Source organism: Microbacterium sp. HM-570 (assembly GCF_054165885.1).
In genome coordinates this window covers 1511257-1523976 of sequence record NZ_CM135111.1, presented here as the reverse complement: position 1 = coordinate 1523976, position 12720 = coordinate 1511257, and the positions used below count along the sequence as shown (strand labels likewise).

At 68.2% G+C, this 12720-nt stretch carries 11 protein-coding genes; 8 read left to right on the top strand and 3 right to left on the bottom strand.

Annotation, left to right across the window (positions count from 1 at the left end; all coding sequences use genetic code 11):
- The first annotated feature begins 121 nt into the window (after positions 1-121).
- The 6 genes from prpB (at position 122) to ACT9TC_RS07175 (ending at position 6357) form a co-directional block, all read left to right on the top strand.
- Complete coding sequence (gene prpB, locus ACT9TC_RS07200; RefSeq protein ID WP_458042681.1) at positions 122-1021, top strand: methylisocitrate lyase; 900 nt, start codon at positions 122-124, stop codon at positions 1019-1021.
- A gap of 101 nt (positions 1022-1122) precedes the next feature.
- Complete coding sequence (locus tag ACT9TC_RS07195; RefSeq protein ID WP_458042680.1) at positions 1123-2292, top strand: bifunctional 2-methylcitrate synthase/citrate synthase; 1170 nt, start codon at positions 1123-1125, stop codon at positions 2290-2292.
- Positions 2293-2370: 78 nt separating this feature from the next.
- On the top strand, positions 2371-3357 hold the full coding sequence (locus ACT9TC_RS07190) for a cytochrome b/b6 domain-containing protein (protein WP_458042679.1): 987 nt from the start codon (positions 2371-2373) through the stop codon (positions 3355-3357).
- A 101-nt stretch (positions 3358-3458) separates the two neighbouring features.
- Positions 3459-4745, top strand: coding sequence for a histidine kinase (locus tag ACT9TC_RS07185; RefSeq protein WP_458042678.1), 1287 nt, complete (start codon positions 3459-3461; stop codon positions 4743-4745).
- Entirely contained in the window at positions 4733-5446 is a 714-nt protein-coding gene (locus ACT9TC_RS07180) for a response regulator transcription factor (RefSeq protein ID WP_458042677.1), read from the top strand. Before ACT9TC_RS07185 ends, ACT9TC_RS07180 begins: the two co-directional genes overlap by 13 nt.
- On the top strand, positions 5443-6357 hold the full coding sequence (locus ACT9TC_RS07175; protein ID WP_458042676.1) for a hypothetical protein: 915 nt from the start codon (positions 5443-5445) through the stop codon (positions 6355-6357). The genes ACT9TC_RS07180 and ACT9TC_RS07175 overlap by 4 nt, the downstream gene beginning before the upstream one ends.
- 1 nt (position 6358) lies before the next feature.
- On the opposite strand, the gene ACT9TC_RS07170 is transcribed toward ACT9TC_RS07175, so the two are convergent.
- Together ACT9TC_RS07170 and ACT9TC_RS07165 are read right to left on the bottom strand one after the other, a co-directional pair.
- Positions 6359-6865: an N-acetyltransferase family protein gene (locus ACT9TC_RS07170; RefSeq protein ID WP_458042675.1), complete on the bottom strand. Its 507-nt coding sequence runs from the start codon at positions 6863-6865 to the stop codon at positions 6359-6361.
- A gap of 60 nt (positions 6866-6925) precedes the next feature.
- Positions 6926-7135, bottom strand: a complete 210-nt coding sequence (locus ACT9TC_RS07165; RefSeq protein WP_458042674.1) for a hypothetical protein — start codon at positions 7133-7135, stop codon at positions 6926-6928.
- Between the two features lie 135 nt (positions 7136-7270).
- Between ACT9TC_RS07165 and ACT9TC_RS07160 the strand changes: the two genes are divergently transcribed.
- Both ACT9TC_RS07160 and ACT9TC_RS07155 read left to right on the top strand, forming a co-directional pair.
- Entirely contained in the window at positions 7271-7861 is a 591-nt protein-coding gene (locus tag ACT9TC_RS07160; RefSeq protein ID WP_458042673.1) for an acyl-CoA thioesterase, read from the top strand.
- A gap of 38 nt (positions 7862-7899) precedes the next feature.
- Entirely contained in the window at positions 7900-11673 is a 3774-nt protein-coding gene (locus ACT9TC_RS07155; protein WP_458042672.1) for a proline dehydrogenase family protein, read from the top strand.
- A gap of 188 nt (positions 11674-11861) precedes the next feature.
- Here the strand turns inward: ACT9TC_RS07155 and ACT9TC_RS07150 are convergent, their stop codons facing one another.
- Positions 11862-12593 (bottom strand): hypothetical protein, encoded by a 732-nt coding sequence (locus ACT9TC_RS07150; protein ID WP_458042671.1) that lies wholly within the window; start codon positions 12591-12593, stop codon positions 11862-11864.
- Between the last annotated feature and the right edge of the window lie 127 nt (positions 12594-12720).

Genomic DNA, 12720 nt, shown 5'->3' with positions numbered 1-12720 from the left:
GCCGCGTGTTCACAATTCAGTCCGCAGCGCGCCAGATCGGCCCCGACCGGGCGCCTGACCCCGTTTCGGCACCACAGAGACTGAATTGTGAACGCAGCGTGGCTGCACCGGAGGTTTGCTGATGCTCTACTCCACGACGCCCGCCGCAGAGAAGCGCCGCCTGTTCCGCGAGCGCCTCGGCACGGGTGAGCTGCTCCGCTTTCCCGGCGCCTTCAACCCGCTGAGCGCGCGCTTGATCGAGCGCAAGGGGTTCGAGGGCGTCTACATCTCGGGCGCGGTACTCGCGGCCGACCTGGGGCTCCCCGATATCGGCCTCACGACTCTCACCGAGGTCGCCGGCCGCGGGCAGCAGATCGCCCGGATGACCGAACTGCCCGCGATCATCGACGCCGATACCGGCTTCGGCGAACCCATGAACGTCGCGCGCACAATCCAGACTCTCGAGGATGCAGGCCTGGCGGGTGCCCACATCGAAGACCAGATCAACCCGAAGCGTTGCGGACACCTCGATGGCAAGGCCGTCGTTGACGAGAACACGGCCATCAAGCGCATCCGGGCCGCGGTGGATGGCCGCCGCGACCCGAACTTCCTCGTGATGGCACGTACCGACATCCGTGCGGTGGAGGGTTTGGAGGCCGCGACCGACCGAGCGAAGGCGCTCGTCGACGCGGGGGCCGACGCGATCTTCCCCGAGGCCATGCGCACGCTCGAGGAGTTCGCCGCGATGCGCGCCGCGGTCGACGTGCCGATCCTGGCCAACATGACCGAGTTCGGCAAGAGTGACCTCTTCACGACGGATCAGTTGCGCGATGTGGGCGTGAACATCGTGATCTGGCCTGTCTCGCTGCTGCGGATCGCGATGGGTGCCGCCGGGCGGGCCCTGGACACGCTCGACACCGAGGGGCATCTGGCGGGCAAGCTGGATGAGATGCAGCATCGCGCGGACCTGTACGACCTGATCGACTACGAGCAGTACAACCGCTTCGACACCAGCGTCTTCAACTTCACCATCACGAAGTAAAGAGACCCCGGTCGTTGAGCGAGGAGCGCAGCGACGAGACGAAACACGTTTCGACTCACTGCGTTCGCTCAACGACCGAAACAACGGAAGGAGGCAAGCCAATGACCGACATCGAGATCAAGAAGGGCCTGGCGGGAGTCACGGTCGATTACACCGCCGTCAGCAAGGTCAATCCCGAGACGAACTCGCTGCTGTACCGCGGCTACCCCGTGCAGGAGCTGGCGGCGACCCAGCCGTTCGAGGCGGTCGCCTACCTCTTGTGGCACGGAGAGTTGCCGGATGCCGCGCAATTGGCGGAGTTCGAGGCATCCGAGCGCGCGCAGCGATCCCTCGACGACAACGTCAAGCAGACGATCGATCTGCTGCCGCTCGATTCGCACCCGATGGATGTCGTGCGCTCCGCGGTGTCGGTGCTGGGGGCGGGCGCAGCGGATGTCTCGGACAACTCGCCCGCGGCGGACCTCGCCAAAGCGAAGCTGCTGTTCGCCAAGATCCCGGCCATGGTCGCCTACGACCAGCGTCGTCGACGCGGGCAGGATTCGATCGAGCCCCGCGCGGACCTGGACTACTCGCGCAACTTCCTGTGGATGACGTTCGGCGAGGAGCCCGACGAGGCCGTCGCGCAGGCGTTCAACGTCTCGATGATCCTGTACGCCGAGCACTCCTTCAACGCCTCGACGTTCACGGCTCGCGTCATCACGAGCACGACAGCTGACCTCTACTCGGCCGTGGTCGGGGCGATCGGGGCGCTCAAGGGGGCCCTGCACGGCGGTGCGAACGAGGCCGTCATGCACATTTTCGACGAGATCGGCACAGCCGAGAACGTCGTGCCTTGGCTCGACGAGGCCCTCGCGAACAAGAAGAAGATCATGGGCTTCGGCCACCGCGTTTACAAGAAGGGCGACTCGCGAGTGCCGACCATGAAGACGGCACTAGACACACTGATCGATCACTACGACGCGGCCGATCTGGGAGAGCTCTATGACGCTCTCGAGAGCGAGTTCGTCTCGCGCAAGGGCATCTATCCGAACCTCGATTACCCCTCCGGCCCCGCCTACCACCTCATCGGATTCGACACCCTGACGTTCACTCCGCTGTTCGTCGCGGCGCGCGTGACCGGATGGACCGCGCACATCATGGAGCAGGCCGCGTCGAACGCCCTGATCCGCCCCCTGTCGGCGTACAACGGTGCCGACGAGCGACACATCGAGGGGTACGAGCCCAGCGAGGCCGAGCGAGCTGTGGCGGAGCGGACGGCAGAGGCCGGCTGAGAGCCTTCTCCCGGGTCCGAGCTGCGGGCGGAAGGACGGGGGTCCGCCGAATAGACTCGAGCGGAAGGAGTGGGCCCCATGAAGACGCCGCTGCCGTTCACCCGCACGGCATGGCCGGGGGTTGCGGCGTCGAATCGGGACGCCCCGAAACCGGCTCCCCGGCGCATCCGGGGTCTGACGCGGGGTCAGTGGTTCCTCGCCGTCATGGGTGGCGGACTCGCGATTCTCATCGCGACGGGCATGACGATCGCGCTCGCCCGGTGGTTCGTCAGCCTCGATGGCGTCCGCGTATACCTCGAGACCTACCCCGGCACCTACGCCCCCGCGGTAGCCGTTGCGCCCGGCTTCCCCGCCTGGGTGCAGTGGCAGCACTTCTTCAACGTGTTCCTCATGGTGCTGATCATCCGCACCGGGTGGCAGGTGCGTACGGAGAAGCGCCCCGACGCGTTCTGGTCACCGCGGTCGAACAAGAAGCGCCGCATCAGCCTGAACCTGTGGTTTCACAACGCGCTCGACCTGCTGTGGTTCGCGAACGGCGTGATCTTCGTGGTGCTCCTCTTTGTGACCGGGCACTGGGTGCGCTTGGTGCCGACGAGCCTCGAGGTGTTTCCGAACGCCGTGTCGGCGGCGCTGCAGTACGTGTCGCTGAACTGGCCGACCGAGAGCGGCTGGGCGAACTACAACAGCCTGCAGCAACTGGCTTACTTCACGACGGTGTTCATCGCTGCGCCGCTCGCCGCGATCACGGGAGTCCGGATGTCGGGGGTCTGGCCAAAGAACGCTGCCCGGCTGAACCGGGCTCTCCCGATCGAGTGGGCGCGGGCGCTGCACTTCCCGGTGATGCTGTACTTCGTCGTGTTCATCATCGCGCACGTGACCCTCGTCTTCGCGACGGGGGCGCTTCGCAACCTCAACCACATGTATGCCGGCAACGACGGACTCGGCTGGGCGGGCTTCTGGATCTTCGCCGCCTCGACGGCCGTGATCGTCGCCGCCTGGATCGCCGCGCGCCCCATCGTGATCGTGCCGATCGCGCGGCTGTTCGGCACGGTCAAGACCCGTTGACCGGTTGACCGCCGCGCGCGGGCGAAGCGGGGGTTATCCCCCCGTGGAGTTTCCGGATGCCTCGGGCGCGCGCAGGCGTAGCCCAGGCCTACCGTGGACCTATGTCCAGCACAGTCCTGACCGCCCCGGCACCCGCCGCACGCACACGGTCGCCCCTCGCCTCCCCGGGGCGCATCTCGCTCTCGGCCCTCCACCTCACAGCCCTCGGTCTCGTCGGCCCGATCGTCTTCACGATCCTGATCACCCTGCTGAGCGTCGGCCTGAGTCTCGTGCTGGTGGTCGGCATCGGCCTGATCTTCTTGCTCGGGTTCGTCTATTCGCTCTTCGCGATCGGATGGCTCGAGACGGCGCGCATCGACGGCCTCTACGGCTTCGGTCTTCCGGCGCGTCGCGCCCGGCGCAGCCCCAAGTCCGGGTTCGGCGGCTTCCTGTACACGATCTGGCTCCAGTTCATCGACCCCGGGATGTGGCGCGGGGTCGCGAACTTCGCGATCGCGTCGGTGCTCGGCCTGATCGCGCTGGGCTTCCTGGGCCTTGCGGCCTCGGGCATCGCACTCGCCTTCGCTCCGCTCTTCGCCGATGCCGGTACGGTTCCGCTCGGCAACACGGGGCTCGACGTCGCGACCGCGTGGGCCGTGCCCGCGGGTGTCATCGCGGCGATCTTCTCGCTCGCGGCGGTCATCGGGCTGGCCATCCTGCAGGGTGTCATCGCCCGCGCCATCCTTGTTCCCTCCCGCGAGGCGCAGCTCGCCGAGGCGGCGCGCACCTCGAACGTGCAGCGCGCCGGTGCCGTACGCTCCGCCGAGGTCGAGCGGACGCGCATCGAACGCGATCTGCACGACGGCGTTCAGCCCCGACTCGTCTCGGTCGGCATGACGCTGGGCCTCGCCCAGCAGAAGGTGGACGACGATCCGGCCGTCGCCAAGGCACTCATCGCCGAGGCGCACACCTCGACCAAGGCGGCGATCACCGAACTTCGCCAGCTCGCCCGCGGCATCCACGCATCCGTCCTCGATGATCGCGGACTCGACGCCGCGCTTTCGGCCCTCGCCTCGCGCTCCCATATCCCCGTCGTGCTGGACGTGCGCCTGACCGCACGGTGCAGCAAGACGGCCGAGGCCGCCGCCTACTTCGTCATTGCCGAGTCGCTCACCAACGCCGCCAAGCATTCGCGGGCGAGCGAGGTGCGGGTGCTCGTCCGAGAACGCGAGGGCGGGATGCTGTGGGCCCGCGTCGAAGACAACGGCATCGGCGGTGCGCACGTCACCCCCGGCGGCGGCATCGATGGGATCTCGCAGCGCGTGATCGGGGCGGGTGGTTCGTTCCGCCTCGACAGCCCGGTCGGAGGCCCCACGACCGTAGAGGTGAGTGTGCCGTGCGGATCCTGATCTGCGAGGACTCGGTCCTGCTGCGCGAGGGACTCGTGCGCCTGCTCGAGGACGCCGGCCACATCGTCGTCGCGGCGCTCCCCGACGCGTCCGAGCTCGATCAGACGGTGGCGACGGATGCGCCGGAGCTCTGCATCCTGGACGTCAGGCTTCCCCCGACTTTCACGGACGAGGGCATCCGTGCCGCTCTGCGCCTGCGCGCGGCCCACCCCGATCTGCCGGTGCTCGTGCTCTCGCAGTACGTCGAGGAGCGCTACGCGACCGATCTCATCGCCGGTGCGGGCGGGGCGCTCGGCTACCTCCTGAAGGACCGAGTGGCGGATGTCACCGAGTTTCTCGAGACGGTCGCCCGCATCGGTGCCGGAGCCACGGTCTTCGACCCCGAGGTCGTCGCCCAGTTGCTCGGACGTCGACGTCGGGACGAGCGGATGCGCCGACTCACCGAACGTGAGCGTTCCGTGCTCTCGCTCATCGCCGAGGGCAACTCCAACCAGGCCATCGCCCGCGCGCTGCACGTCAGCGAGGGCAGCGTCGAAAAGCACATCACGGCGGTCTTCCAGAAGCTCGATCTCGAGCAGGACGACTCCGGCAATCGGCGAGTGCTCGCAGCACTCGCTCACCTCGAACACGGCGGAGAACCCGCACAGACACGCGGCGGCGCCCCCTACGGCGACGCCCCCCAGACAGGAGCACTCCGATGACCGACCAGCTCACACCCCCGGTGCCGCCCGCCCCGCCCGCCCCTCCCGCACCCCCGACCGGCCCGGAGGACCGCCGGGGCCCCGCGCCCGAGAACAGCCCCGGCCCGACCCCTCAGCCGGCCTCGCAGTCTGCGAAAGTCGTCGCGATCCTCACGGCGTCGCTCGGCGGTGTCATCGCCCTCGCGCTGGTGGGCGGCACTGTGATCTCGACGATCGCATCCGCCTCGGTGCGCACCGAAACCCAGGTCATCGATGCCACCGGCGTGAACGAGCTCGATGTCGACGTGTCGGCCGGGTCCTTCCGCATCGACTTCGCCGACGTGGACGACGCGACGCTCGACGTGACAGGTGGATGGGCTGGCGGTGGGTGGACTCTCGAGCGCGAGGAAGACGAACTCATCGTGTCGGCGCCGGATTGGTCCTTCGGTCGTGCCTGGTTCTTCGGGGGCGACGTGCGGGCCACGCTCACGCTGCCGCGTGAGCTCGAGGACACCGTGTTGGATGCGCAGTTCACCGTCGCTGCCGGCGCCCTGGACACATCCGGTCGTTTCGGTGACCTCGAGGTCGATCTCGGCGCCGGAGAGGTCAACGTCTCGGGCGAGGCGCGCGAGGTCAGCGCGGATATCAGCGCGGGCCGCGCCCGACTCGACCTATCGGGTGTGCAGTCCGCTGATCTCACGGTCAATGCGGGCCAGCTCGACGGTCGATTCGACGGTCCGCAGCCGCGACTCGTCGAGGTGAATGTGAGTGCCGGATCCCTCGACCTGGCCCTACCGAACGGTGACTACGACGTCACGTCCAACGTGTCTGCGGGCCAGCTGGACAATCGCCTCGATACGTCGGCGTCGACGTCGAACCGTGTCGCGGTGGAGCTGTCAGCGGGTCAGGTCATCCTGCGCAGCGCGGACTGACTCAGCGAACGAAGCGGACTTCGGTGATCGTCTCGCCCAGGAACGGCTCCTGGTGCGAGACGCCATCGAGGGTGAATCCGTTGCGGTGGTAGAACCCGTGGGCGCGCGGGTTGTCGTCCGCGACCCAGAGGTAGACCTTGTCGCCCTGGGGAACGACCGCGTCGAACAGGCGCTGGCCGATTCCCGTGCCGTGCCATGCGGCGAGCAGATAGATGAAGTACAGCTCGCGGGCACGCGGGGCGTCGTCGTCCCGGGCGGGGCCAGCTCCTGCGAAGCCGACGATCTCGCCGTTCACGAGCGCGGCGCACTGCACGTAATCGGGACCCTGGTTCATCCAGTGGGTCCATAGCTCGGCCATGCGACGGGCCGAAACGCTCTCGAGTGCGGCGCGACTGATCAGGTGGTCGTAGGTCTCGTGCCAGCAGGTGGCGTGGACCCGACCCAGAGCCTCGGCATCTACGTCACGGACGGGGCGGACAACGACATCGGTCTGGAGCTCGGCTTCCATGGCGAGACTCTACGTCAGCCTCTCACGCGGGGGAAATCGGATATCGAGCCCCGCTGCGTCTCAGTTCTTCGCGCGGGAGCGGTTGACGACGATGTTGACGATCGAGGCGACGATCAGCACCGGCCAGAGGACGATGTTGATCCACGCGCTCACGCCGGCGTCGCCGCCCATGAACTCGCTGATCGCAAGGAAGGTCAACAGGACGCCCGCGACGATGAGGACGATCTGCAGCGTGATGTAGGAGCTGGAGCTCAGAGGGGTGCGTGCCATGCTGTGACCCTATCCAGGGGCGCGGTGGGATCCCTCGCGTTGAGCGAGCGACACGCGGGAAGGCGGATGTCGGGAACGGACAAGGATTTCGTCCGGATTCGACGGCGCGGCCCGGCCTCGGTAGCGTCACGCCTCGTGAATGTGATCTGGCGCACGCTTCTTGTCATGCTCGCCGCCCGCCGTCGGCTGCGACGCGACGGCTTGTTGCCGCCGACGACGGTCGGGCGCATCCGGTTGCGGACGCTGCCCACCGATATCGATGTGCTGCGACACATGAACAACGGACGATACCTCTCGTTGTTCGACCTGGGGCGCTGGGATCTGCTCCTGCGCACGGGACTCGCCGATGCCATGCGTACGCGCGGCTGGTACGCGGTGGTGTCGAGCGAGACGATCACCTTCCGCAAGTCGCTCGGGCTCTGGCAGCGCTTCACGCTCGAGTCGCGCCTGATCGGTCATGACGACCGTGCCATCTACCTCGAGCATCGTGCCGTCGTGAACGGCGAGATCTATGCCCGTGCGATTATCCGAGCGCGCATGCTGAAGCGGTCGGGCGGCTCTGTCAGTCACGAAGAGCTGTTCGCTGCCGTCGGGCGTCCCGAAGGGCTGCCCGAGGTGCCGGCCTGGGTGCACGCGTGGGCCGTGGCGGCCGCGCTGCCCTCGCCCCGTTCCGAGGCGCCCAGCGACTGGGCCGATCAGCCCGTGGTGATCGACGCGCCGGAGTGAGCCGGGGCGGCCCGAGGCGTCGGACGTAGTCTGGAGAAATGCCGCCTCTCGAGCCGAATCACGCGTCACCGGGACAGGCGGATACCCGTGAAGCCGAGGCCGTGCGCCTGGCCGAGAAGTGGGTCGCCGAGTCCGCCGAGGGCACGGTCGATCCCGCCGCGCGGAGACTGGCCGGCATCCTGGGTGACCGGAACGGCCTGCCCTTCACGGTGGGGTTCGTGGACGGCGTCATGCGTCCCGAGAGTCTGGTGGCCGCGGCATCCCACCTGCACCGCGTCGCCCCGCTCGTCCCCGAATTCTTGCCCTGGTACCTGCGTGCCGCCGTACGCGTCGGCGGGCAGATCGCTCCCGCCCTGCCGAGCCCCGTGGTGCCGATCGCGCGGCGGGTGCTGCGCGAGATGGTGGGGCACCTGGTCGTCGACGCGCGCCCCGCGAAACTCGGCCCCGCTATCGCGAAGCTGCGGGCGGACGGTGCCCGCCTCAACCTCAACCTGCTGGGCGAAGCGGTTCTGGGTGAGACCGAGGCGCGGCGGCGGCTCGACGGGATCCATGAACTGATCCTCCGCCCAGACGTCGACTACGTGTCGGTCAAGGTTTCGGCGATCGTGTCGTCCGTGTCGATGTGGGCGTTCGATGACACCGTCGAACGGGTCGTGGAGCGCCTGCTGCCGCTCTACCTCAGCGCGGCACGGGATGGCACCTTCATCAACCTCGACATGGAGGAGTACCGCGATCTCGATCTGACGATCGCGGTGTTCACGCGCCTGCTCGAGGATCCGCGCCTGGGCTCGCTCGAGGCGGGCATCGTGCTGCAGGCCTACCTGCCGGATGCCCTCCCCGCGCTGCGCGAGTTGACGGCCTGGGCCCGCCTTCGGGTCGCGGCGGGCGGCGCGCGCATCAAGGTGCGCCTGGTGAAGGGTGCCAACCTCGCCATGGAGCGGGTGGATGCCGTGATGCACGGCTGGATGCTGGCGACCTACGACAGCAAGCTCGACACCGACGCCAACTATCTACGCTGCCTCGACGAGGCACTGCGCCCCGAGGCGACCGCCGCCGTGCGGCTGGGAATCGCCGGGCACAACCTGTTCGACATCGCCTACGGCTGGTTGCTCGCCGGCGAGCGGGGGGTGCGGGACGACATCGACGTCGAGATGCTGCTCGGGATGGCGCAGGCGCAGGTCGCCGCGGTGGAGCGCGAGGTGGGACAGGTGCTGCTGTACGTGCCGGTCGTCCGCCCCGACGAGTTCGATGTCGCCATCAGCTACCTCGTTCGTCGCTTGGAAGAGAGCGCGTCGAGCGAGAACTTCCTTTCCGCCGCCTTCGATCTCCACCGCGACCCGGCCCTGTGGCAACGGGAGCGTGCACGCTTCGGGTCGTCCATCGCCCGTGCATCCGAGGCCTCCCTGTCGACCGGCCCGCGCCGTCGTCCGCGGTCCGATCTCGTCACCCGGGAGCGATCCGCCCCCGGTGATGTGGACCTCGACGAAACCTTGCCGGCCATTCGTCGCCCCGCGCCCGCCGAGCTCGATGCGGGACTCACGCAGGTCGTGCTGGGCATCGCCGAGGGGGCGAACGCGGGCACGCTCGGTGAGTTCGACGCCCCCGCGCCGTCGCCCTTCCGGTTCAGCGACGACCTCGTCGAGACCGCCGTCTACGCGCCGCGGGAAAAGGACGCGGATGCCGCGGCTCTTGGCCTTTCGAACGCCCGGTTCTCGAACGCCCGCGACTCCGATCCGTCACTGCCCGAGACGCGTTCGTGGGCCGCCGACATCCTGGCCGGCGTCGCCGGATCCGAGGCGGGAATCCGCACGATCCTCGCCGCCCGTGTCGACTCCGAGTCGCGGCTCGATGAGCTTGTGACGCGAACCCGCGAGGCGGGCGGCGCCTGGGGTTCGCGTTCGGCCGCCGAGCGTGCCGCGGTTCTCCAACGCGCGGCATCCGTTCTCGAATCCCGACGCGGTGACCTGATCGAGGTCGCCGCATCCGAGACGGGGAAGGTGTTCGCTGAGGCGGACGTCGAGGTGAGCGAGGCCGTTGACTTCGCCCGCTATTACGCGGCCTCCGCACGCGAGCTCGACGCCGTCAGCGGTGCTGTGTTCGTGCCCGCGCGGTTGACCCTGGTCGCACCGCCCTGGAATTTTCCGCTCGCGATCCCCGCCGGCGGTGTGCTCGCGGCGCTCGCCGCCGGATCCGCGGTCGTGTTCAAGCCGGCGCCCCAGGCACGTCGCTGCGCGGCCCTGCTCGCCGACGCCCTATGGGACGCCGGGGTGCCCGGTGACGTGCTCACCCTCGTAGATATCGAGGAGGGCGAACTCGGACGGCAACTCGTCACTCACGAGGGCGTCGATCGGGTCATTCTGACCGGTTCGTGGGAGACGGCTGCGCTCTTCCGGTCGTGGCGTCCCGATCTGCCCCTGCTCGCGGAGACGAGCGGCAAGAACGCGATGATCATCACGTCGACCGCGGATCTGGATCTCGCGGCACGCGACCTGGTGCGGAGCGCATTCGGGCATGCCGGACAGAAGTGCTCGGCGGCCAGCCTCGCGATCCTCGTCGGCCCGGTCGCACGGTCTCGCCGGTTCGCCCGCCAGCTCGTCGATGCGACCGCATCGCTGCGGATCGGGATGCCCGACGATCCGCGGTCCGATGTCGGGCCCCTCATCGAGCCCCCGACGGGCAAGCTCGAGTGGGCGCTGACGACACTCGATGACGGCGAGCGCTGGCTCGTGAAGCCACGGCCACTCGATGCCGACCGGCGGCTCTGGACCCCCGGTATCCGCACGGGTGTGGAAGCGGGGTCGCGCTTTCACCGCGAGGAGTTCTTCGGGCCCGTCCTCGGAATCATGCGGGCCGGATCGCTCGAGCGGGCGATCGAGCTGCAGAACGCCGTCGATTACGGGCTGACGGCCGGGCTCTATACGCAGGATCCGAACGACCTCGAACGCTGGCTCGAGAGCGTCGAAGCGGGCAACCTGTACGTCAACCGCGGGATCACGGGCGCGATCGTTCGGCGCCAACCGTTCGGCGGCTGGAAGCGCTCGTCCGTCGGTGCGGGCACGAAGGCGGGCGGGCCGAACTACCTGGTGGGCCTCGGGTCGTGGCGTCCGTCGGCCGGCGGGGCACGCTCGACGTCGCTGCACCTGCGCGGGCTGGACTCGCGCCTGACCGCGATCATCGAGGCCGCTCAAGCAACGCTCGACTACGAGGCCTTCGAATGGGTGCGCCGGGCCGCTCTGTCCGACGCGATCTCGTGGGATCGCGAGTTCGGGCAGGTACGCGATGTCTCGCGGCTGGGCGTCGAGCGCAACCTCTTCCGATACCGCCCCGTTCCGGTCGCCGTGCGCGCGGCGGGCGACGCCGACTGGCGGGCCGTGCTGCGCGTGGTGCTCGCCGGTGTTCGTGCTCGGTCGCGCTTCTCGCTGAGCGCGCCGGTTGCGCTACCCCCTGCCGTACGCCGTGTCCTCTCCGAGCTGGACGTGGAGGTGCGCGTCGAAACCGACGAGCAGTGGATCGAACGGATGGCGAAGCGCGCACCCGAGGTCGTGGCGGCTTCCCTGATGTCGGCGGGCGCGGACGACGTGACTGTCGCACCCGAACCGCGTGCGCGTCTGGTCGGGTCGCCGACGGCTGTGGCGTCCCTGCGTGGGGCCCTCGCGGAAGCCACGGGCGGCCACCCCGACCTGGCCGTGTACGCCGACGAGGTCACGACCGCGGGACGTATCGAACTGCTGCCGTTCTTGCGCGAGCAGTCGATCTCGATCACCGCCCATCGCTTCGGAACGCCCGATCCGTGGAGCGAAGCCGTCATCTAGAACCTTCCGGTCGCGAGGGGTTCAAGATAAAGAATTTATCTATCTAGACCTCGCTGGCATCACCCATGAATATTGCTCTGGGGGGATGAGTAACGCCGTCCGGATTCGGGCTCGACGGCGGGTCTCTCTCGTTGAGTGATCAGCGACCCCGGTCGCCCGCAATCTGAGTCGGGCGACCGGGGACGCTCTCAGATTTGCGCAGGATCGGCGACAGAATCCTCGAGCGGAACGGTGAAGCCCTCGATCATGCCGAGGATGCTGATCCCGAACAGTGTCCACTCGCCGCTCGGTACTTCCGCGCCGGCGGGTATGTCGTACATCGGATGATCCAGACCCTCCGCCGCACGAATCGCGAAGCCTTCGCCGAGCGCCGCCATCGCCTCCGTGAAGTCGATGATCGTCAGCGGCTCGCGCATCCGTCGCCGGTATCGCTGAAGCAGGGCGCCGTATAGCGCGGCGAACGCGTCGATCGACTCGCGATGGCGCACCGCGCTCGCTGCTCGCAGCTCGGGCCAGGCGCCCGCCGCGGTTCGGAGGGCGAGCGCCGTGATGAATGCGTGGGAGTCGCGGGATTCGGGCTCGAGGTGGAACTTCGCCGAGTAGGTGACCTGGTCGAGGGCCGCCGCGCGCACCACGTCTACGAGGGGTCCGTTCGCGGCCAGAATGTCTTGCATCGCGCTCATCGCGCTCGTGACCGGCGGGGCGAATCGAACCCCCACCATTGCCACGGCGAGATCACGATGGAAGTCGTCCTGATCGGTCCAGATCCGGTACGCCGCGCCCGTCGTGAGGCCCACGGAGCGCAATACCTCTTGCAATCGCACGTGCTGCACGCCGGCGGTGACCCCCCGTTCGAGCAGCAACTGGATGGCTGCTTCGAGGATGAGGGTCCGAGTTTCGTCGGCGGTACGGCGCGGCATCCTCATAGCCTGGCAGGATTCCGGGCCGGTTTTCGTCTCGCTCTCGTCGCGTGTCAAGAAAACTTGACACGCGACGGACGGTCGCAGTATCGTGGCGATGTCAATAATTCTAGACATCGGAGCGAAT